Source organism: Vibrio sp. Vb1026, assembly GCF_033338745.1.
GTDB lineage: Bacteria > Pseudomonadota > Gammaproteobacteria > Enterobacterales > Vibrionaceae > Vibrio > Vibrio alginolyticus.
Genome location: NZ_JAWOTH010000001.1, coordinates 89,217 through 110,296 on the forward strand (window position 1 = coordinate 89,217; position 21,080 = coordinate 110,296).

The following is a 21,080-nucleotide window of genomic DNA, read 5'->3' on the forward strand; positions in this document are numbered from 1 at the left end:
TGACTTCCTTGCTCGTTTTCATGGTTCTATTTACGAAGCTCAGACTAAAGCTGAGTCGTGTTGGCTTTAGGCAAATAACTTGGGTTGTAGAACTTGTTATCCAGTTGCCAAGGCACGATTTCTTGGTACTCGATAACGGTCTTTTTGCTCGGCTGAATGCTATCAAGCAAGGTCATCTCACTGACGTAGTCTTCGCCGTTGTCGGTTGCACGTCCATATTGCGCTTGCTTGGCGAGCTTGCCAGAGCGCAAGTAGAGATCAGCTTTAATTGGAAACGCATCTTGCTCAGACAACCACAAATCGATCTTCTGATAGCTCGCCCCTTTGGTTTTCGCGGTTAACGCAAGGTGATAAGCCGCGACACTCTCTCCGTTCACCGAGACAGTTTCTGTCGCTTTCCAATCACCTTGATAATCTTGGCTCCACGTCAGCGTTGAGATGTCGCCGATAGACGCTTCACCAAGCAGCTTTTGCATTGGCGTAATGCGAATCGGACGGCGGCTCTTTGGCATTTGCAGCCAGTAGTTGTCGCCCATCATCAGCATCTTTTGCCCAGCTTCGACTGCTGATTTGAACACCACCAGCGATTCACGATTTGGACGCGTGTACACGTGGTAAAGGCGGGTTTTATCTAACTCTTGGTCTTGATATAAGCGCACCAGAGACACCACTTTGGAGGAATCATCGTGCAAGCGGTAGCTGTCGGCTTTTTCAATCAATTGCGCAACTTGCTGTGCATCTAACGCTCTTTCATTCGCACTGACATTCATGCTTACAACGCCGCTTGCCGTCAGCAATGCAATTGGTAATAGTGATTTGAAATTAAACATAAATCAGTGCCTCCGTAATTGGCTTGTTCACCCCTTTGCGCGCCGAGAAAAACGCCGTAACCAAACAAATCATCAATACTGCGAATCCTGCGACGGCCACCAGCTCCCAAGAGAAGTAAATCGTTAATGGGTAACCTTCCGTGCGTCCTGGTGGTGGCGGCATTTGTACCTCCACGACCATCAGTAAGACGGTAACTAACGCAGTAAACAAAGCACCGATTAAGCTGCCAATCACCGCGAGTAACCCTGCTTCGCGCAAGAACCCAGCAATGATTTCGCGAGGGTAGCTACCAAGAGCCGACAAGGTGCCAATTTCACGTGTACGCTCGGTGACCGACATGGTCATGGTGTTGAACAGCGCAACAAAGACCACCAGCGCCATTACTGCGCCCATGATGCCGAAGATACGGTCGTACAAATCTTTCACTTTGAGATAGAAGAACGCGCGCTCTTGCCAAGGCGTAATCTCAATATCTTGGTCGCCAAAGTTCTGCTTTTGCTTACTCAGCACCGAAGCCACTTGTTGCTCGACTTGGTTAGTTAAACTGGTATCGAACAGGAAGACAGATAACGCACTGACTTTGTCTGAACCGAGCAACGATTGCGCGCTGTTGATGTGTACGTAAAGTTGGCGTTTATCAAGCTCAGGCACGCCAGTTGAGTAGATGCCACGTACTTTGAAGTCATACGCATTCAATGCACCGTCGGTTGTGGTCGCCAGCAAGGTGATCCAATCGCCAACGTGCACGCTTAAGTTGTTCGCCAAATCAACGCCAAGCATCACTTCCGGCTCTGCTGGGTCATAACGCGATGCATGAATGTTGGACAGCGTTTGCCCTTCGCGCACATCCAAAAACGGTCCTTTCATATCGAATTCGCGCTCGTTCACGCCAATACCGATAAAGATCGATGATTTGTTGCCGTTGGAAATCAAACCACTGAACTCAACTCGTGGCTGCACGCCTCGCACTTCGTTTAAGCCAATCAATTGCTTGGTGATGTCGTCGGCGTGAGTTAAACCGTTACTCAGTGGCATCTCTTCTTCTTTAGCGAAGTAACCCGGCGTGGTTAACGTCAGATGCCCCGTGTCACGCGCTGTCGATTCTTTCAAACTGTCATAGGTGTACAGACCAAAACCGCCCGCACTGGTTAACGCAAACACGGCAATGGCAATGATCAGCATCGACAATAAACTGCGGCGGCGATTACGTTGCAGGTTCAACCAAGCGAGGCGAACCGAAACAGGAATTAGCTTGCCCATGAAACCTCCTCCACACTTGCATGCGTTTGGGTGATTTTGCCGTCCACCAACTCAATGGTGCGGTCACAGCGGGATGCCATACGAGGGTCGTGTGTGGCGACGATAAAAGTAGTGCCAAGCTCGTGTCCAAGCCCTTTCATAATGTCGATGACCTTGTTGGCAGTTTGGCTATCAAGACTTGCGGTTGGCTCATCAGCAATCACCAACGCTGGTTTGTGTACTAACGCACGAGCAATTGCCACACGTTGTTGCTGACCGCCCGACAAGTTATCGGGCATATGATGAATAAATTCGCCCAAGCCAACGTGTTCTAGCATTTGCGTAGCGAGCTCGGTTTGCTCTGCTTTTGAAAAGCCGTTGAGGTGTAACGGATACGCCACGTTCTCCAACGCCGTCATCACAGGCACAAGATTGAATTTTTGGAACACAAAACCAAGCTTTTCACGGCGCATTTTCGCCGCCTGCATTTGTCCGGTTGGGTATGGGCTGCCTGCAAATGTCACCTGACCTTGGTATTGAGTATCCAGCATGCCAAGCACGTTAAGTAAGGTGCTTTTGCCTGAGCCAGACGGTCCGCACAATGCCACCATTTCGCCGGAAAACACTTCACCAGAAACGTCTCGTAATGCACGCACCGTTTGGCTGCCAAGGGCGTAATCGCGGCTAAGTTGATTAAAAACAATCATGACGCCTCCCTAATACTTGGCTAGCAGCGCTTTCGCGGTTTGCGTTTCTAGATTGCTGTCGCCCAATTGCTCCATTTGCGCTAACCATATTTTGGCTTGTTGAACATCTTCAGCGCGCAGTGCCGCTTCAATGGCATAACGGTAAATCCACGAAGTAGCCGCGAAAGGTTGTTGGCTAAAACTCGGTTCATCGAGCAGAGAAAGGTACAGCTCGTAGCCACGCTCAAAGTGATTGAACATGTCTGGCAGAGAGGTAAACGTAGTAGCTGCCATGGCGGTAGCTAGCTGGTATTCCGGCAAGCCTTGTAAGCGTTGTTGCTCTTGCAGTGGTAATGGCTGATTCGCCATTAAGTCCAAACCTTTTTGGATTGTGGCAAGACCGCGCTCGGTGAACTTCATCTTGTTCCAAGGCATAAACGCCTCACGACCTTGCAACGTCTCCGCACTGCCCAAGTAAACCAAGGTCACCGGCGTTGCGCCCTGCTCTTCAAGTTGTTTGGATAATTCGCCGTAAACGGTATCAACTAAACCAGAGTCACCCTGCGCCGCTTGGTTGAATTGACTGAGTGTGCGCTCGCTTGGATTAGCCAGAGCCAGATTGCTGCTAAGTGCAAATGCGGCGATAAACGTACTTGCCAGTTTAAGAGCTTTGATTGAGCGAGATTGAGAAACCATCATGTACTGTCCTTAGTTGAACGTGATTTGATGGTTTCAGATTAAGGGAGAAGGTCGCACGCTGCTTGTGCATGCGACCAATGGCAATTATGCGGAGTGAATGGTATTGAGAGAGGATGAATGACATTCACTTAAACAGAAAATACAATTCCGTTCATTCGTAACGCTACATTTTTACGGCAGTCACAATAAAAACACTGGCTTAAAATCTGAGGCTAGTGTATTTATCCATCCCACAACTACCCATAACAGACAGTGTCGCACTCTCCTTTCTTACACACCTTTGCATGGTGTCTGTTGTTTCCAAATCGAGATTCTTAGCATCGGAATAGTTTGAACTCTTCGAGTTTTAGTTGTTTTCGCACTCAAAATAGGTGCGTTATTAGGTCGTTGAAAATGAATAAGCGTTATTTCCCAAGAGTTGATTTGCCACTACTCATGGCGATCATTCCGATCATGCTGTTAAGTTCGCTCACTCTCTGGAGTGCCAGTAGCTTTAATGAGGCGATGCTCTTCAAACATTTGGCGCGCTGCGGACTGACATTAGTTTGTATCTTGGTCATGTCCTCGATTCCAGCGTCCAGCTATCAGCGCTCAGCTCCATATCTCTACATTATTGCGGTTACGCTACTACTTGCTGTCGCTTTATTTGGTGATAGCACCAATGGCTCTCAACGTTGGCTCGATATCTGCTTCTTCCGCTTTCAACCGTCTGAACTAATCAAACTTTCCATTCCAATCATGATCGCCTGGATGCTGCATATTGAAGGAGGTCGACCAGACAGTCGGAAAATTGCGTTTTGCTTACTTATTACAATGATTCCTGCCGGGTTAATCGCGCTACAACCGGATTTAGACGGTGCTGTTTTTACCATCATTTATGCATTGTTCGTTTTGTTTTTGGCTGGCATGAGCTGGAAAATAATCTGCGGGTTTATTGCGAGCATTTTAACGTTAACACCTATTTTATGGTTCTTCGTTATGGAAACCTATCAAAAGAGCCGTGTAACACAGTTCTTGCACCCTGAGTCCGATCCACTGGGTTCGGGCTACCAAATCATCCAATCTTTGATTGCAATTGGCTCAGGCGGTATGAAAGGCAAAGGTTGGATGAATGCAACGCAGGGAACACTTGGCTTTATTCCAGAAAGTCATACGGACTTTATTTTTTCGACCTATGCGGAAGAATGGGGCTTTGTTGGCAGTTTAGTCTTACTCGCATTGTACTTGTTTATTACTGCACGCGTTATGTTGCTTGCATGTCAGTCTGACCACTTTTTTAGTCGGCTGGTAAGTGGCGCATTAGCGATGAGCTTTTTTCTGTATGCTTTTATCAATACGGGCATGGTGAGTGGCTTGTTGCCAGTAATGGGTAGCCCACTTCCCTTCTTTAGCTATGGCGGCACGGCGATGCTAACTCAAGGTATCTGTTTTGGTGTAATCATGTCGCTGTGTTATTCCAAATATCGTAACGCATAGCTCTGCTTGAGAAAAAGCGATCAAAAAAAGGCTTCCCTGAGGAAGCCTTTTTACAACGATATGAGCGAATTAATTACAGCTCTGCGTTGTGGTAAACCTGCTGAACATCATCACAGTCATCTAGAAGATCTAGGAATTTCTGGAACTTCTCAGCATCTTCACCCGATACAGGCGTATGAGTTTGCGGAACGAATGTGATTTCTTCAACATCGATCGTTAGATCTGGGAATGCACCGTTAAGCGCAGTTTTTGTTTTGAAGAATTCAGTGTGAGGTGCGAATACAGTGATAACACCGTCTTCTAGCTCAACGTCAGTAACGTCTACGTCTTCCATCATTAGCGTTTCTAGGATGATTTCATCATCGTCGCCTTTGAACTGAAATACCGCTTGGTGATCGAACATGTGAGAAACCGAGCCCTCAACACCAATTTTCGCACCGACTTTCACAAAGCATTGGCGTACATCTTGGAAAGTACGGTTGCCGTTGTCTGTTAGACAGTCAACGATAACGCTAGTACCGCCAGGACCGAAGCCTTCGTAACGTGCTGGAGTGTAGTCTTCACCACCGCCACCGTTCGCTTTGTCGATCGCTTTATCGATAACGTGCGCAGGAACTTGGTCTTTTTTCGCTTTTGCGATCAGGTGCTTCAAAGACAAGTTCATGTCTGGATCACCACCACCGTTTTTCGCGCACATGTAAATTTCTTTACCGTATTTGGAATAAACTTTAATTTTCGCGCCTGCAGTTTTCGCCATAGAGGCTTTGCGCACTTCAAAACTTCTTCCCATCGGGATGTCTCTCTAAATTCAAATTTAATGCGAAGGATTTTAGCAAAAAGCGAAACCTTTTCAATTTCGCTTAGCAAAGGAATAGGGAGGTTACCTCATTCGTCGCATTGGATTGAACCATTGCCACGGTTCGCGTTAAGCGACACCCATTACTCGTTTGTACTTTTCGACCGATTGCTGGAAAAACGCCTTTTCATCAGCATCGTTAATCTTGGACAACTGTTCTTCTATTGCTTCAGGACCAGATTTGGCCTCTCTGAGCTTCCAAACCAAAAACGACGCCTGCTTATCCAGTTCGATTTTGTTTTTTTCGTCAGGCGGCAATAGGGATAGATTAAACGACATTCACAGCCTCAAGGTACTTTAAATACTAGCCGGGCACTATATCACACAGAGTTACAATTACAGAATAGAAACGCACTTAACTTGATCGATTTCAAGTTAACTATTTAGGCACAGCGCTGATTTTCAGTGCTTTTGGTAAATGCTGTTCGAATATTTGTTGTAATCGAGTCTTGGTAACGGGTTTAGCCACGAACTCGTTCATCCCAACATCGAAGCAATGTTGCTGATCCTCTTTAATGACATTGGCACTTAGCGCAATAATTGGAACGTGTTTCCCCCACTCTCCCATTTTTCGAATTCGCTCCGTAGCAATAAACCCATCCATCACAGGCATTTGGCAGTCCATAAAAATCAAATCGAAAGGCTGCTGATCACACAGCTGCAATGCTTCTTCGCCATGGTTGGCGACACTCACTCGCACACCCAGTTTTTCTAACATGATGCGAACTACCTTCTGATTGACGATGGTATCTTCAACAACCAATACCCAAGGTTTATCGTTATCTTGAGGGCTGATTTCGTTGTCTTCCGCTTTCGGGAAATCTAATACATTAAGTTGGTCGGTATAGGTCGATTGCGCATTTATTACAGCAACAGGAATCGAAAATTCAAAACAGCTTCCCAGCCTAAGCTCACTTGTTAGTTGTATTTCCCCTCCCATCAAGTTAACCAACTGTGCAGCTATCGCCAAACCAAGCCCTGTCCCACCATACTTTCTGGTGGTACTACCATCAGCTTGTTGGAAGCGTTCGAAGATTGCTTGTTGGTGCTCTTTCGCAATACCAATACCAGAATCCACAACTCGAAACCGGATATGAGCGGTCTCTCCATCAAGTCGAGATAACGCTACAAGAAGCTTCACATGGCCGCGCTCGGTAAATTTAATCGCGTTGCTCAACAAATTGTTCAGAACTTGTTTCAATCGTGTGGCATCACCTTGCACTTCCATTGGCAAGTGAGGATCAATATCGCTGAGCAGCTGTAAGTTTTTCTGCTTGGCTTTGACACTATGTAAACTGATGACATCGTCAAGTAGCTCGCGAAGATCATAGCTCGTGTATTCCAGCTCTACTTTGCCAGCTTCAACTTTAGAGAAGTCCAAAATGTCGTCGATGATCGTCATTAGTGAGTGAGAAGAACTGTCAATGATCTCTACAAACTCTTTTTGCTGGGGATCGAGGTCGGTGTCATTGAGCAACGACGACACACCAATAATGCCATTCATCGGTGTGCGGATCTCATGACTCATAGTGGCAAGAAACTCACTTTTCTTACGATTAGCGACTTCTGCCCTATCGCGTTCAGCCTCTAACTCAGTCTGGTGCTCTTTCACTTTCTCAACACTTCGGTTGTATTTCTCTGCCAAAACACTCACTTCATCAAAGCACCATCGTTTAGGGAGAGTCACTTTACTCGGCACTGTACCGCCACGAAAATCGCTCACCGCACCAGACAGCAATTGTAACGGATTGACCAACAAGCGAAACGCCACCCAAAGAACACCAATGATGAGGACAAGAATTTTGATCGCTTCTGTCGTAAGTAGAAAAAAGAACTGCTGCCAAAGATCTTCATATATCGCGCTAAGATCCGATTGAACCGTTAATATCGCGAGATCATACGTTTTATCGCCGACCCGATACTGCATCGGCCAGCTTCTCTCGACAACATCCTCAGAAAGCGCCGAACCTAATTCAATGATAACTTCGTCTTCACTAGCAATACGTAAGTAGTCCACCGAGGGCATACGCATTGCACCTTGAGCTTGTGTCAGCAACAGCTCCCTATCCTCTACCCACAAACTCGCAGAAAAACTCGATAAATAGCTAGACTCAACCTGCTTTAATTCAACATCTAAATGGGCTAAATCTTCGTGAAAAACTCGATATAAGCTCACTGTAGAAATGATGACCGTAAAGATTAAACTCAACGTTAATACCGCCAACATAAGTTGGTTGCCGATACTAAAACGACGTTGAGATCGCTCTTTTTCATCCATATGAAACCGCTCCGATAAACTTGCGCTACTCTAAATATAGCTACGCACAAATAATAATCGAGGATACGATGAAAAGACTTCTACTTAGATTGGCTTTTAGCTTAATTGTTGTAAGTTCTCATGTGACCGCAAATCAAGTGAACTATTACGTCATTGCTGAACAAGCTCGACCATTTCAAATTGAACAACAGGGACAAATGCACTCCGGAATTGTGACCGATATCGTCAGCGCTATCTTCGCGGAGTCGGATTACCAAGTGAATTATCATACTTATCCATTTAAACGTATGATTTCCATATTGGAAGAAGGCGCTGAGCCAAACTGGTTAACTTATGGCAGCCCGAACTGGGGCAAGGTGCAATCGGAAAATTTATCTGAGGAGCCCATTTACACTGTAAAACATGTACTGGTGTCGAGTAGCGAGAAGCCTTTAGAATTCAAAAATATGGATACGATGCATGGTCGTTCTATTGTATTACTGCTGGGGTTTGATTATCCAAATTTAACACCGTTCTTTGAAAATGGCAGTGTCAATGAAATGCGTGTGAAAGACTACAACGCCGCATACCGAGTGATAAGCCGAACCCCTGGAGATACAGCTTTTGTCGAGATGGAATCCCGAGTCCTTTACAACTTAAAGCGACTCAATTTGCCGTTAGAGAATTTTCAGATACAGCCTTTCAGCTCGGTTATTCCTGACTACTCAATCTACCTAGCTTTTTCACCTCAAATGCAACCAGAAACTCAAAATTACATCAATACACGACTCGTTGAATTAAAAACCTCAGGGGAAATTGATGAAATCATTCAAAAGTATCAATGAATCAACTCATTAACAAAAACGCCAGCGATGATACGTTGGCGTTTTTGTTTCTGAGAAATCTGTAGAACTTACTTAGTGTGGTTAACAAACTTAGGATCAAACATATGCCCCAATTTACTCGCCTTGGTTTGCAGGTAATGTTGATTACTTGGGTTATTCCCTTCTTGTAATGGCACTCGTTCAATGACGTTAATATCAACCGCTTTTAAGGCGGCGAGCTTGCGTGGGTTATTCGTCATTAGACGCACAGCGTCAATCCCCAAATGCTCTAGCATTCCTTTACAGAACGCGTAATCACGCATATCAGCGGCAAAACCTAAACGTTCATTTGCTTCCACGGTATCTGCGCCATCATCTTGTAAGTGATAGGCACGAATTTTATTAATCAAGCCGATTCCACGCCCTTCTTGACGTAAATAAAGCAGCACGCCACATCCCTCTTTGACGATGTTTTGTAGCGCTCTATTAAGCTGAAAACCACAGTCACAACGCGTGCTAAATAGAGCATCTCCGGTAAGACACTCCGAATGCAACCGAATAAGTGGAGCTGCACTTTTTGTTGGCTCGCCATAGACCAGAGCAAGATGCTCTTTATTTGTCGCGGCTTCAATAAAGCCGTACATCATAAATGTGCCCCACTGGGTGGGCAATTTGGCTTTATCGATAAACTTCACGAGATTGTAAGGCTCAACATGTCTCAGCTCTGCCCGCACATTCATCAGAATCTCTCCTAGATGATTTTCTCCTTTACCATCTCCCCCGTCTCCCCAAAAGGCATCTTTATGAGAATGCTCTGTTAGGCAAGCGTTACCCGTTCTCATTAATTGCTGCGCTAATGGTGGATTTTGTAGAAACTTTTCCCTAACGATGAAAGCCATAACAGCCAACTTTATATCGTCCCAATCGCTTCTGACAAAGTGTTCGTATTTGCGGCTTAAAGCAAACGCTTCGTCAGGGGTGCTTGCGTGCTGAATTTTACTTTGCAACTGAGCATCGAGAAACTTTTGGGCTTGGTAATAATGTTCGCTGGTGGGCCAAGTTTGGGAGGAGATATTGACTGGGGCATGGCAAAAATTTGAGAGAAAACCGTGGGGCTCATCGGGCTCATAAAAAAGGATTTGATCAACCATACTTGCGCTCCTTGCTTTGTGGTTGCGATAATCAACAAAAAGCATATCGCTACTGATATATCTAGTAACACAAGGTCAGATTGTCAAACTTCTTCGGGACGGGACGTGAGTGTGAAACTCGTGCTTTTGAGGCGCAAGACAGATAAATGGAGAGTTTGAATAAGAGAGTAATAGAGTGAAAAAATAAAAAGGGCAGTCCGTCGACTACCCTATGGGTTGCTAAACCAACCTGAGGCGATCAGTGTATCAAGCCAAGCTCCCTTGCTTCTTCAATGGTCAACCCACTTTCACGGATCTCACGTAACGCTTCAATGCGTCTTCTGGCTTCTGCTGATTTCACTGTTTTCTCTGGCTTCACAACGGTTTCCTCATCAGGTAATTCCCATTTGTGAGCGATGTTGGTCATCTCGTCATGGTCGATAGAATTAATGGACATATTTCCTCCGAACACACCATGTTTTCGATGCGTAATCTATAGCAAAACCGGAACAAGGTGGTAAGAAAAACTGTAGGGAAATGTGACCCCTCCCGCCCTTTCGTTAACTCCTTAATAGATTAATCATTTAAGTTTTGCCAAGGGACAAATTTACGATTAAATTTGAGTAATTCCCCCTACGAAAAGTGTGCTGATCTAGCTCTCAATTCTGCTCTTCTTTAGTTTTATCAACGACGCATTACACCACTTCCTGTTTCACCTAACTTTCGAGTCACTTCACTGATTCATGGTTTGATACTTTCTAAAAACCGTCACACCTGATAATGATAATAATTATCTTTTAGATTGGTTAGGTGTTTATATGGATGGTATTAACTTAAGTCATGCATACCACAATGACCCGGTCATCCAGATCCGAGATTTGTGCGTCGATTACATCACTGATAATGGTGATTTTAATGCGGTAAAGTCCGTCAGCTTTGATATCGGCAAAGGCGAAGTATTTGGTCTCGCCGGTGAATCTGGATGTGGTAAAAGCACAATCGCATTCTCAATAAATCGTCTTCATAAGCCGCCAGCGTTCATTTCTGGCGGTAAAATATGGTTTGATGGCAAAGATATCCTTAGTATCTCAGACTCTGAACTGACCGCTCTAAGGTGGAGTGAAATCGCCATGGTGTTCCAGAGCGCGATGAACTCACTCAACCCTGTCTTAACGATACAAGAGCAATTTGCAGATGTGTTACGACACCATCAAGGCCTCACTAACGCTCAAGCAAAAGATAGAGCAGAAAAGTTGTTGGACTTGGTCAATATTCCTCGAGAACGCTTAGCAGAATATCCTCATCAATTTTCAGGAGGAATGCGTCAGCGGTTGGTGATAGCCATTGCTTTGTCTCTAAATCCAAAACTGATCATTATGGATGAACCCACAACAGCATTAGATGTAGTGGTACAGAGAGAAATTTTACAGCAAATTTATCAGCTTAGAGATGAGTTCGGTTTTTCAGTCCTCTTTATCACTCATGACCTGGCACTCATGAGCCAACTATGTGATCGAATTGCAATCATGCGTCACGGAGAAATCGTCGAAGTCAATCGAGCATACGATATACGCAATCATCCTCAACACCCCTACACGCAAAAGCTATGGGCTTCTTTCCCAAACATCCATGACGTCCACAAACAACCAGAGTTACAAGGAGCGTAACCATGAGCCAGCCTATCATCCAAATGAAAAATGTGATTAAAGAATTCAAAGTGGGCGGTGGTTTAGCGAAAGAGGAAACCTTTCGTGCGCTTCAAGGAGTGACTTTTGATCTGTACGCAGGAAAAACCTTGGCTTTGGTTGGAGAGTCAGGCTGCGGTAAGAGTACTTGCGCTCGCTTAATAACCAAAGTCTATCCTGCAACGGAAGGCGAGATCCTTTTCAATGGCACTGACATAAATGAGATCACGTCACGATCGGCTCTACAAGAATATCGCAGTAAAGTACAAATGGTGTTTCAAGACCCGTTTGGCTCTCTCAATCCAACTCATACCATTCGCCATCACCTAACACGTCCTTTAAAAATTCATAAACAAGTCAAAAACGAGCGCGACATCCCAGCCCGCTTGGAAGAGCTCCTAAAGCTGGTGGAACTACCTGAAGAGACATTGAATAAGTTCCCTCACGAACTCAGTGGTGGGCAACGTCAGCGAGTAAACTTAGCAAGGGCTTTAGCGGTAGGTTCGCAAATCATTCTTGCGGATGAGCCTACGTCTATGCTGGATGTTTCTATTCGCTTGGGAGTGTTGAATTTAATGCAACGAATGAAGCAAGAACTGGGAATTGGTTTTTTATACATCACTCATGATCTGGCGACTGCGCACTACATCGCGGAAGAAACCGCAGTAATGTACAAAGGGCAAATCGTTGAATGGGGCGACACTCATTCAATACTTAAGAATCCGCAGCATCCTTATACTAAGCTGTTGATTTCTGCCGTTCCTGATCCTGACTTACCTTTTGGTAACTTAGTGAAAAATGAGCCAAACTATTCGATAGATGCCGATGAAATTCGTCAACGTAGCAGCATAATTGTCGACGAATTTGATCAAATAGGGCCAAATCACTATGTAAAACAATGGACTGAGGCAGCGTAATGGATTTGAGTACTTGGCAAGATCAAATCGCCATGTGGTACGAACAGCGGAAACATGATCAAGTAGAAAAATTGGAAACGATCTTATATCAGGTGCCTGATGACGTGTTTGGACCCGAATTGAGTGATCTTCAAAGTAAAGCGATTGCTTGCTGGTTGGATGGATGTTTACGCGTGTTTCAACATGCAAGGTACCAAGACCCTCAGAAAGCATATCAAACCTTGCTTTATACGAGTGCAAAGCTTGAACAAGCAGCATGCCAAGTCTCGACTGATATTCTGATCAAAGATTGGTGTTTGAGACGACTTCAGCATCTCACCGTTGTGGCTTTAGAGTTTTGTAATCAGCAGTGTGATCAAAACAAGTGGCAGGAACAAGCCCATAGCTTAATCGAATCACATGTTGCGTTGATGCGTTCATTACATTGGAATGAACCCAAGAAGCATGATCAAGGTTTACCTCATTAGTCCGGAAAAATGATCAAGGCTTAATTAGCGGAATTTTAGGCAAAAAAAAGCGAGTTTCCTGAGGAGAAACTCGCGAAGTCTATTCAGAATGAATGTAACAATATGAGCCAATCTATTAATCATCAGAAAGGACAAAAGGTTGTCTATTCGGGATAAATAGTAGTATTAGGCTTAGCTTCTAATGTCAGTGGTTTGTAAGAGTTAAGTCTGTTTTTTATCATCGAAAGACATTGTTACATTTCAAACCGATACATCACACCTATAGCTTGATACACATCAAGCGACACTTTTAAATCGCCATTTCATCCAAGGCACGAAATACCATTTCATCCATGTGACCATCGAAGATTTGACGACAAACTTTCCGACGCACCGCTAACCCCGCAATCAGTCGCTCGATGGTAAGATGCTTAACATCGTTCTGGGTGTTAAACAGCTCGACGGTTTTACTTAATGTCTCATAAGGAATCGGCTCATCCCCTACCCTTAGCCAATCGAGCTTCTCTATGTAATCTGAGCACTCTTCTTTGATTGAGGCATACGAGTGCCCTGTCATCGCAGACAAAGCCGTTATACTGCGTTCTAGAGCCTCTGGTGAGGTATATTTAGATAGAGTAATGGTGATCTCATCAGCATTGATCTCTACCAAATGTTTTCTTTGCTTCACGCGTCGCCCTAAATTTCCTCTTGGAGACGGTGCTTTGCGTTGAATGGGCTCAAATTCGCCGTCTATGATGCCTGAGAGCTCCTCAAGCTGCTGTCGGGTTACCATCTCATTACGAAGCGGGTTTGGCAGCGTAGGCGCCATGTTGCGCTTGCCTGCGTTGGTTGTACGAGCACGTGAGTAACGCAGTACCTCTTCGACGTCACATTTGATGTCGATCTGGTAATCCATCACTTTATCATTCTCGATCATAGTTTCGATCGTTAAGTGATAGCCCCATAAGTTCACCACAAAAAGATCGTCTGTCCCTTTGCCGTCTGACAAGCGTTTCAGCTCACGGATCAGATCCATGGAGAACCGACGCCATTCAATGTTACGTGCAAGCTTCTGATTTAACTCACTCAGTAGCATGCAATCCGTGTGACGACGAACCATGCGACTACGGAAGAAAGAGTACAGTTGAAACACCAACGTATGTTGTTTCAAGATCTCTGGCGGAAACAAGAAGAAATAATCGCGTGTTAACAGCTCTTCATAAAACGAAGGTTCCCAAACTAAAATATATAAGTTTGGCTTGATACGAATTTCACCATCGCTACCCTCCACTGGTGCCTCTTCAGAGGCTGTGATGGTTCGTGCAAGAAAACGAAAACGATCACTTTTGAAGCCCTCTGGCATGTTTTCACTTAGCCAACGTCCAGTAAGTTCATGGAGCTGAAAATCAGTGAATTCAATGCGATCAATGCTATCGCGAATGGAATCACGAGCTGGCCCACTGTCTTTTTTGCCTCTGAGCGACAAAATATCAGTGATGTATAGCGGCGTTTTGTTTGGTACGTGAGCCGCATCAAGCTGATACTGATCTTTGTGATGATCATGATACTGAACCGTTAACGTGAAGAGAGCGAACAGGGTCATGAGATCATCCACAGTCATGATATTTTTGGATGATCGCGTCTCGATAACGGCTTTTGTGCCAGAGATCGACACCATGGATTTCTGATAACTTTTTCGAGTTCTTGGTGGCGCAAGTGCTTGATCAATGATCCCAGCCCAATTTGTTGGAGATACAACAAATTGATCGGCTTCATCTTTCATCGTGGGAGGTGTGTTTAACCCGTGCTCATTCAACAAACGTTTGTTTACTTGAGTCTGAGCCAATGCTTTCGAACGTTTTTGTTTCTCGTTCTGGCGAACTTTGTCGGTAACAAGACTTGTTGCTCCCAACACAGATATAAGCTGATTGGGATTCACAAATTTATGTAGCATCGTTTTACCAGCAAGTCCCTCTTCAAAACGCACTGGAGTTTGAGTAAATAAACCAATATTTACTGCCGCGCGCAAACGTTGTTGCAGGGCTGCGCGTGTGAGTTGCCCATCTGTTGCTTCCACAATCTCAGTGGTTGAAACCAAACCATCCTTGCTGCTGAAGCCTCGTAATGAGATCAGATTAAGCAACTCTAAGATGCTTTTGGTCACCCCTTTGAAATGTTGGTACTGCTCTACCCAATCCGCAGAGGATTCATGTACCTCAAAAAGATGGCCATCTTTGTGGCTTCTCGGTGCTTTAATCAGAATTTTTTCATCAGCCGTCATTTTAGATCCAGATCACACTAGCCGTAGTTGTGCTATGGTTCCGAAGAATAAAGAAAAACAGATCATAAATAAAGAAAAAAGATTGTTTTTTAAATAACTGATCTTTTTGATTAATCTGATCTTAATTGATTATATGATCTAATGATCTGGCTTGAAATTTTTCGCTAAGCTTTTGTTCTATAAGACTATTGCTTCCATGTATTTCGGAACTATGATCATAAGAAGTCTGAAAGTATGATCAACAATAACCTGAAAGCATGATCATATTTATTCGTAAGCATGATCATTAAGGTTATGAAAAGATGATCAAAAGAGTCTTGAAACGATGATCATGATGTTTTTACAGGTTATCCACAGATGCAGTATTTAATAATGATCTTCACGATGATTATATCGTGCATTGGTGATGTTATTTATACTCGGATCGATGATCAAGAGCCAATATATCTATCGTTCTGGCGTCCATATTGATGAGATATCACTCATCTGATTAAAATACATTCAAGTCGCTCATATTTAGAAGTAAATCCTAGTCTCTGCTTATTTACAGGAAGCATGATCATGAGAGCGTGATTTATCATAGCAACTTGAGCAATTTCATTGTTCCGGCTTCTATACCGTCAATTTCTGCTCAATCCCCCATTCTGTCTGCACTCAACCGTAAATCAGAGAAGAAAACTCATGCTTCCGAGAGATTCTAAGGCTTGATCATATTTCCGATTAATGGATCTTATTTTATTTGAGTGTTTACACCGTACTCTGCTCTATTTTTCCATGATCATGCTTTCGGATTTGTTTATTAACACGGAAGCATGATCATAAGCATACCTTGATCATACTTCCATAGATGTTTCGCTGGAACTGCCCTATTTTGCTCGGAGACATGATCAAGGTGTTCAGGTCTTTATTGTTTCGATATTACTTACTATTTTTCGTTTAAATTAGGTTGGTCTAACATAATCCGTAATTTAGCTTAAGATTATAATCGTTCCGGTAGAAAATTGATTTACATTGTAAATGAGTGACGCTGTAACACTTTTTATTTTTAAGTTTAGGTGTCCACTTATGAGAAGATTATTTGATTAAAAATAGTTATCTTTTTGACCATAAATCATAAAAGCGTCGATTTGGGTGTTTTTTTATGTGATGGTAATTCAAAATGTTCGTGCACCTTTTTGTTGTTTTTGGTCTTTACTGCTGTACAATTGCAATTATAAATCCTTCCAACGGAATTTGGCATGAAAAGAGAAAAAACGATTGAAAACCTTCTTGAGTTAGCGGAGCTGACTCAGCAGGTTCAAGCTGACCGTATTGAAATTGTTTTAGAAGAGCGAAGCGATAACTACTTCCCACCAATGTCGAAAGCGATGATGGAAACCCGTTCTGGTCTAACTCGCCGTAAGCTCGACGACGCGATTGGTAAAATGGAAGCCGCTGGGCATCAATTTACTAAAAACAACGCGAATCATTATTCAATTACGTTAGAAGAAGCACACATGCTCATGGATGCGGCTGAAGTGCCTAAATTTCATGAGCGTAAAAAGAATTCAGGTAACAAACCTTGGATTATTAATGTGCAGAACCAAAAGGGCGGTACAGGTAAATCAATGACCGCGGTTCATTTAGCGGCATGTTTAGCGCTAAATTTGGATAAACGATACCGTATTTGTTTAATCGACTTAGACCCACAAGGCTCGCTACGTTTATTCCTCAACCCGCAAATCAGCATGGCAGAGCATGATAATATCTATTCTGCGGTAGACATTATGTTGGGTAACGTGCCAGATGGTGTGGAAATTGACAGTGAATTCTTACGTAAAAACGTATTGCTGCCAACGCAATATCCGAACTTAAAGTCGATTTCAGCGTTTCCAGAAGACGCGATGTTTAATGCGGAAGCATGGCAAACGCTATCTGAAGACCCATCACTCGATATCGTCCGTCTGCTGAAAGAGCAACTGATTGATAAAATTGCTGATGACTTCGATATCATTATGATTGATACCGGTCCACACGTTGACCCATTAGTATGGAATGCTATGTATGCATCAAATGCCTTGCTAATTCCTTGTGCGGCTAAGCGTCTGGACTGGGCTTCAACAGTAAACTTCTTCCAGCATTTGCCTACGGTATATGAAATGTTCCCGGAGGACTGGAATGGTCTTGAGTTTGTTCGCTTGATGCCAACCATGTTTGAGGACGACAATAAGAAGCAAGTTTCTGTTTTAACTGAAATGAACTATCTTCTAGGTGACCAAGTTATGATGGCTACTATTCCTCGTAGCCGTGCGTTTGAAACCTGTGCCGATACCTACAGCACAGTATTTGATCTGACAGTAAGCGATTTTGAAGGCGGTAAGAAGACACTAGCTACCGCGCAAGACGCTGTTCATAAAAGCGCACTGGAATTAGAGCGTGTGCTGCACTCTAATTGGCCGTCATTGAATCAGGGGTAATAAGTAAATGGCTTTGAAAACGTCTGAATTAAACGCGAAATTATTTGGCAAAACGAATAAGCGTCGTGTTGTGACTCCGCAAGAGGCGCAAACTGCGGCAAAAGAGAAAGCTCAAACGATTGAACTAGCAGTTGCAGGTGAAAATATTGTTCAGTTTGAACTTGTGCGTATTCCCGCAAATAAAGTTGCGACAGAAACAACAGTATTTGTTGATAACGCTCGTGAGCAATCGTTCTTAAACGAACATGCTTTATCTGATGTTTTGGTCACACTCAAAGAGCGTGGCCAACAATATCCAGCTGTGGGTCGTAGAACTGAAGATGGCAAGATTGAAGTTTTAGATGGTAGCCGTCGTCGCATGTCTTGTATCCTCGCTGAACAAGATTTTTTGGTTTATGTTGCTGACAACATCAATACTGACCATGCTAAGTTTTTGTCTGATGTGGCAAATGCTCACAAGCCGCTCTCTTTATACGAAAAAGGTAAAGAGATGCAAGCTAAGCTTGATAGTGGTGAAGCTGAGGATCAGAAAGCATTGGCAAAAATGTTCCAGTGCAGTGAAGCGTTGGTAAGTGGCGCTTTAAAAGCCGCAGCATTACCGTTAGAACTGCTTCAAGCGTATCCGAATGTTGGCGATCTCGGTCGCCCAACAATCGTGAAACTGCACAAACAGTTTTCAACGCTAACGCCAGAGCAACAGCAAGAGCTGTTAGATAAATGTCGCTCTAGCGAAGGATTCTTATGGCAGCGAAGCACAGCTCAAGGCGTTGCTCGTCTGACAAAAGAAGTCACGGAAAGCATCGAAAATTGGATTACTGAACTTGCACCAGCAAAACCTGGTAAGAAGACGGAAAAAGTCGACTTAGTTAAAGGTCGAGCAAGCTACAGCCGAAAAGGTAGCAGTCTGGCGTTGAACTTGAAGAAAGTTGACGACAGCTTGATGGAAGAGATTCTTGCCTTTGTGCAAAACAAGCTGCAATAACAAAAGATGATTGAATCAACCGCCTCCGGGCGGTTTTTTTATATCTGAGAAGCGTCAAATTAAAGATGTGATACCATTGCGTCAGTTCAACGTTGGATAGACAAAATGCAGACACAATCTGATTTCCTTTCATCACTTCAACAACAAGCTCACCAATCTTTCCAAAGGATTGGTGTTGTCATTCAAGGCGAGGCTTCTTGGCAAAATGCGTTGATGTCAGAGTTCCATAAAACGCAGCGCCATCAACGTTGGTTTTCTGTTGGTGATTTTGGTTTGAAAAACGTATCCAGTGTTTCGTCTAAACAAGGGCACATGTTGCTAGGCAGAGAGTGTGACGTTCTATTGTTTGATGCTCGAAATGGCTTTGACGCAAATAGTTTTACCGCCGCGCTTGGCTCATTGGTTGGCGGCGGTTTTCTTATTGTCATTACTGAGCCGCGACAACCAACGAATTTTGCTCAGCAATGGATGCACAAACAATGGGAGAAGCTCGTTGTTCTTGAGCAAGACAAACCATTGCCAACGGCTCCAGACATCAAGCAAGCAGAAAAAGAAAGCCACTACACGGAACAAGAACATGCCATTTCTCTAATTGAAAAGGTGGTAACTGGACATCGAAAGCGACCGTTAGTTTTGACCGCTGATCGTGGACGTGGAAAAACAAGTGCCCTCGGCATTGCGTGTGCGAACTTATTAAAGCAGAAGCCGCTTAGAATCTTAATTACGGCACCATCTATAAAAGCCGTTGAGCCTGTTTACCAACATGCTTTGCGGCTACTTCCTAATGCGCAGCGTATTAGGAAGGACAGATTAGAATCAGGGCAGGGAGCCATTCAATTCATTGCTCCTGACGAACTTCTATCGAGCAGACCTGAATGTGATTTGTTACTTGTCGATGAAGCGGCTGCAATTCCAGTTCCTATGCTCAAAAGCATTACCGAACATTATCATCGACTCGTTTTTTCTACGACTGTTCATGGTTATGAAGGTTGTGGTCGGGGCTTTACGATTAAATTTGTTGATTGGCTTCAGAAACAGCGTTCGGGAATGAAAACATGGCACATGACACAGCCCATCCGCTGGAGCATGAATGATGCGCTCGAATCATGGCTCTATGACGCGTTTTTGTTGGATGCGGAGTTAACGCACCATCAACTTAACCAGGTCGACTCAATTTCCCTTTCTAAAGCCGATAAGAACAATTTGATATCGCAGCCTAGTTTGCTGCGTGAGTGCTTCGCTCTTTTGGTGAATGCTCATTATCAGACCTCTCCGAATGATTTGATTCACCTTTTGCAAGACGACAACAGTCAGCTCTATTTTGCTAAGCAAGATAATGCGGTTGTGGGGGTGATATTAGCGGTCGAAGAGGGGGGCCTTGACGATGAATTGATTGAAGAAATCCAGCTTGGTAAGCGTCGTCCTAAAGGACACTTAGCCCCAATTACGATTGCAAACCACCTAGGATTCCCGAATGTCGCGAATCTATCGACGCTGCGAGTCATGAGAATTGCGGTTCATCCAGCATTGCAAGGCAAAGGCATTGGTCAAAAAATTCTGCAGCAACTTGAGCAAATGGCTGCTAAACACATTGCCTACTTATCCACGAGTTTTGGTGCGACGGAAGAGTTGCTCTATTTCTGGCGACAATCGAACTTCCGTGCAATTCGTTTAGGGTCAATGCGCGATGCTGCTAGCGGTTGTTATTCAGTCTTGATGGTCAAACCTTGTGATTCCCAACAGACGGCTTGGGTCGATGAATCTCAGGCGCTATTTGAAGAAATGTTGTCTAACAATGTGGCTGACGTCTATCCAAAATTAGAAGCCTCTATTTTTCGAGCTCTATTACCGCAACCTTTGGGAATGAGTCCACTTCATCCCGCTAAGTTATTACTAATTGAATGCTATGCTGATGGTGGTAACAGTTATGAGTCCGTGTCTGCTTGGCTTCAGCAGTGGTTACTTAACTTAGGTTTGAACTCCGCTTCCGACTTGATGATCAGTAAGCTTTTTCTTAACCGTAGTTGGACTGAATGTGCTCAGCAATTTGGTTTACCTGGAAGAAGGCAAGTTGAGCAGCAGTTAAGGGACGAAGTAAGACACATTTGGAACGATTTACACTGTAAACACTAAAGGGAAATTTACACTGTAAATGAAATTATTAGGAGCTGATTTTACACTGTAAATCCAGCTCCTTTTTATTTCGGCGTGTATTTTGATTGAGCTTTAGGTTAAATCGAAATGCTCTCTTAATATCTGTTTAACCGTTATTGATGGATTACTTTCTTTAGTGACGTGAGCCCTATAATAAGAAA

18 protein-coding genes are annotated in these 21,080 nt (G+C 44.0%); 8 read left to right on the plus strand and 10 right to left on the minus strand.

The window, feature by feature from the left end:
* Positions 1–44 precede the first annotated feature (44 nt).
* From R7E47_RS00470 to R7E47_RS00485, 4 genes are read right to left on the minus strand one after another with little or no spacing between them, the layout of a single operon-like run.
* The gene (locus R7E47_RS00470; protein ID WP_318083515.1) at positions 45–830 is read right to left on the minus strand and encodes an outer membrane lipoprotein-sorting protein; all 786 of its coding nucleotides are present in this window, start codon (positions 828–830) and stop codon (positions 45–47) included.
* On the minus strand, positions 823–2,091 hold the full coding sequence (locus tag R7E47_RS00475) for an ABC transporter permease (RefSeq protein ID WP_318083517.1): 1,269 nt from the start codon (positions 2,089–2,091) through the stop codon (positions 823–825). The genes R7E47_RS00470 and R7E47_RS00475 overlap by 8 nt, the downstream gene beginning before the upstream one ends.
* Complete coding sequence (locus R7E47_RS00480; RefSeq protein WP_005383201.1) at positions 2,079–2,777, minus strand: ABC transporter ATP-binding protein; 699 nt, start codon at positions 2,775–2,777, stop codon at positions 2,079–2,081. The genes R7E47_RS00475 and R7E47_RS00480 overlap by 13 nt, the downstream gene beginning before the upstream one ends.
* Positions 2,778–2,786: 9 nt before the next feature.
* Positions 2,787–3,455 carry a hypothetical protein gene (locus tag R7E47_RS00485; protein WP_038898418.1) on the minus strand — a complete coding sequence of 223 codons (669 nt, stop codon included), beginning with the start codon at positions 3,453–3,455 and terminating at the stop codon, positions 2,787–2,789.
* A 393-nt stretch (positions 3,456–3,848) separates the two neighbouring features.
* On the opposite strand from R7E47_RS00485, the gene rodA reads away from it, so the two are divergent.
* Positions 3,849–4,931, plus strand: coding sequence for a rod shape-determining protein RodA (gene rodA, locus R7E47_RS00490; RefSeq protein ID WP_318083519.1), 1,083 nt, complete (start codon positions 3,849–3,851; stop codon positions 4,929–4,931).
* 73 nt (positions 4,932–5,004) lie between these two features.
* On the opposite strand, the gene R7E47_RS00495 is transcribed toward rodA, so the two are convergent.
* The 3 genes from R7E47_RS00495 to R7E47_RS00505 form a co-directional block, all read right to left on the minus strand.
* The gene (locus tag R7E47_RS00495) at positions 5,005–5,721 is read right to left on the minus strand and encodes a YebC/PmpR family DNA-binding transcriptional regulator (protein WP_005374482.1); all 717 of its coding nucleotides are present in this window, start codon (positions 5,719–5,721) and stop codon (positions 5,005–5,007) included.
* 135 nt (positions 5,722–5,856) lie between these two features.
* Positions 5,857–6,066, minus strand: a complete 210-nt coding sequence (locus R7E47_RS00500; RefSeq protein ID WP_005374484.1) for a DUF3283 family protein — start codon at positions 6,064–6,066, stop codon at positions 5,857–5,859.
* A gap of 100 nt (positions 6,067–6,166) precedes the next feature.
* Positions 6,167–8,065, minus strand: a complete 1,899-nt coding sequence (locus tag R7E47_RS00505; protein WP_054575279.1) for an ATP-binding protein — start codon at positions 8,063–8,065, stop codon at positions 6,167–6,169.
* A gap of 68 nt (positions 8,066–8,133) precedes the next feature.
* Here R7E47_RS00505 and R7E47_RS00510 point away from each other — a divergent pair, with 68 nt between their 5' ends.
* A complete protein-coding gene (locus R7E47_RS00510) occupies positions 8,134–8,889 on the plus strand; it encodes a substrate-binding periplasmic protein (protein ID WP_005383196.1) in 756 nt (251 codons plus the stop codon).
* Positions 8,890–8,957: 68 nt separating this feature from the next.
* Here R7E47_RS00510 and ribA read toward each other — a convergent pair whose 3' ends face one another.
* A complete protein-coding gene (gene ribA, locus R7E47_RS00515) occupies positions 8,958–10,019 on the minus strand; it encodes a GTP cyclohydrolase II (RefSeq protein WP_017635221.1) in 1,062 nt (353 codons plus the stop codon).
* Between the two features lie 238 nt (positions 10,020–10,257).
* Positions 10,258–10,455 (minus strand): PA3496 family putative envelope integrity protein, encoded by a 198-nt coding sequence (locus R7E47_RS00520; RefSeq protein WP_005374493.1) that lies wholly within the window; start codon positions 10,453–10,455, stop codon positions 10,258–10,260.
* A 361-nt stretch (positions 10,456–10,816) separates the two neighbouring features.
* Here R7E47_RS00520 and R7E47_RS00525 point away from each other — a divergent pair, with 361 nt between their 5' ends.
* The 3 genes from R7E47_RS00525 to R7E47_RS00535 are packed head-to-tail and all read left to right on the plus strand — an operon-like array spanning position 10,817 to position 13,067.
* The gene (locus R7E47_RS00525) at positions 10,817–11,665 is read left to right on the plus strand and encodes an ABC transporter ATP-binding protein (protein ID WP_005374497.1); all 849 of its coding nucleotides are present in this window, start codon (positions 10,817–10,819) and stop codon (positions 11,663–11,665) included.
* A gap of 2 nt (positions 11,666–11,667) precedes the next feature.
* Complete coding sequence (locus R7E47_RS00530; protein ID WP_017821873.1) at positions 11,668–12,600, plus strand: ATP-binding cassette domain-containing protein; 933 nt, start codon at positions 11,668–11,670, stop codon at positions 12,598–12,600.
* Entirely contained in the window at positions 12,600–13,067 is a 468-nt protein-coding gene (locus R7E47_RS00535) for a hypothetical protein (protein ID WP_005374501.1), read from the plus strand. The genes R7E47_RS00530 and R7E47_RS00535 overlap by 1 nt, the downstream gene beginning before the upstream one ends.
* A gap of 289 nt (positions 13,068–13,356) precedes the next feature.
* On the opposite strand, the gene R7E47_RS00540 is transcribed toward R7E47_RS00535, so the two are convergent.
* On the minus strand, positions 13,357–15,327 hold the full coding sequence (locus tag R7E47_RS00540; RefSeq protein ID WP_005374502.1) for a replication initiator protein RctB domain-containing protein: 1,971 nt from the start codon (positions 15,325–15,327) through the stop codon (positions 13,357–13,359).
* 1,238 nt (positions 15,328–16,565) lie between these two features.
* Here R7E47_RS00540 and R7E47_RS00545 point away from each other — a divergent pair.
* From R7E47_RS00545 to R7E47_RS00555, 3 genes are all read left to right on the plus strand, one after another.
* A complete protein-coding gene (locus tag R7E47_RS00545; protein ID WP_005374503.1) occupies positions 16,566–17,783 on the plus strand; it encodes an AAA family ATPase in 1,218 nt (405 codons plus the stop codon).
* A gap of 7 nt (positions 17,784–17,790) precedes the next feature.
* Positions 17,791–18,765 (plus strand): ParB/RepB/Spo0J family partition protein, encoded by a 975-nt coding sequence (locus R7E47_RS00550; RefSeq protein WP_042522297.1) that lies wholly within the window; start codon positions 17,791–17,793, stop codon positions 18,763–18,765.
* A gap of 105 nt (positions 18,766–18,870) precedes the next feature.
* A complete protein-coding gene (locus R7E47_RS00555) occupies positions 18,871–20,898 on the plus strand; it encodes a tRNA(Met) cytidine acetyltransferase TmcA (RefSeq protein WP_318083521.1) in 2,028 nt (675 codons plus the stop codon).
* The last annotated feature ends 182 nt before the right edge of the window (positions 20,899–21,080 follow it).

Bases quoted from the DNA above. Each gene is read 5' to 3' on its own strand.
- R7E47_RS00530 (WP_017821873.1), top strand. From the start codon at position 11,668: ATGAGCCAGCCTATCATCCAAATGAAAAATGTGATTAAAGAATTCAAA.
- R7E47_RS00500 (WP_005374484.1), bottom strand. From the start codon at position 6,066: ATGTCGTTTAATCTATCCCTATTGCCGCCTGACGAAAAAAACAAAATC.
- R7E47_RS00480 (WP_005383201.1), bottom strand. From the start codon at position 2,777: ATGATTGTTTTTAATCAACTTAGCCGCGATTACGCCCTTGGCAGCCAA.
- R7E47_RS00475 (WP_318083517.1), bottom strand. From the start codon at position 2,091: ATGGGCAAGCTAATTCCTGTTTCGGTTCGCCTCGCTTGGTTGAACCTG.
- R7E47_RS00505 (WP_054575279.1), bottom strand. From the start codon at position 8,065: ATGGATGAAAAAGAGCGATCTCAACGTCGTTTTAGTATCGGCAACCAA.
- R7E47_RS00540 (WP_005374502.1), bottom strand. From the start codon at position 15,327: ATGACGGCTGATGAAAAAATTCTGATTAAAGCACCGAGAAGCCACAAA.
- rodA (WP_318083519.1), top strand. From the start codon at position 3,849: ATGAATAAGCGTTATTTCCCAAGAGTTGATTTGCCACTACTCATGGCG.
- R7E47_RS00520 (WP_005374493.1), bottom strand. From the start codon at position 10,455: ATGTCCATTAATTCTATCGACCATGACGAGATGACCAACATCGCTCAC.
- R7E47_RS00550 (WP_042522297.1), top strand. From the start codon at position 17,791: ATGGCTTTGAAAACGTCTGAATTAAACGCGAAATTATTTGGCAAAACG.
- R7E47_RS00485 (WP_038898418.1), bottom strand. From the start codon at position 3,455: ATGATGGTTTCTCAATCTCGCTCAATCAAAGCTCTTAAACTGGCAAGT.
- R7E47_RS00535 (WP_005374501.1), top strand. From the start codon at position 12,600: ATGGATTTGAGTACTTGGCAAGATCAAATCGCCATGTGGTACGAACAG.
- R7E47_RS00545 (WP_005374503.1), top strand. From the start codon at position 16,566: ATGAAAAGAGAAAAAACGATTGAAAACCTTCTTGAGTTAGCGGAGCTG.
- R7E47_RS00495 (WP_005374482.1), bottom strand. From the start codon at position 5,721: ATGGGAAGAAGTTTTGAAGTGCGCAAAGCCTCTATGGCGAAAACTGCA.
- R7E47_RS00510 (WP_005383196.1), top strand. From the start codon at position 8,134: ATGAAAAGACTTCTACTTAGATTGGCTTTTAGCTTAATTGTTGTAAGT.
- R7E47_RS00525 (WP_005374497.1), top strand. From the start codon at position 10,817: ATGGATGGTATTAACTTAAGTCATGCATACCACAATGACCCGGTCATC.
- R7E47_RS00470 (WP_318083515.1), bottom strand. From the start codon at position 830: ATGTTTAATTTCAAATCACTATTACCAATTGCATTGCTGACGGCAAGC.
- ribA (WP_017635221.1), bottom strand. From the start codon at position 10,019: ATGGTTGATCAAATCCTTTTTTATGAGCCCGATGAGCCCCACGGTTTT.
- R7E47_RS00555 (WP_318083521.1), top strand. From the start codon at position 18,871: ATGCAGACACAATCTGATTTCCTTTCATCACTTCAACAACAAGCTCAC.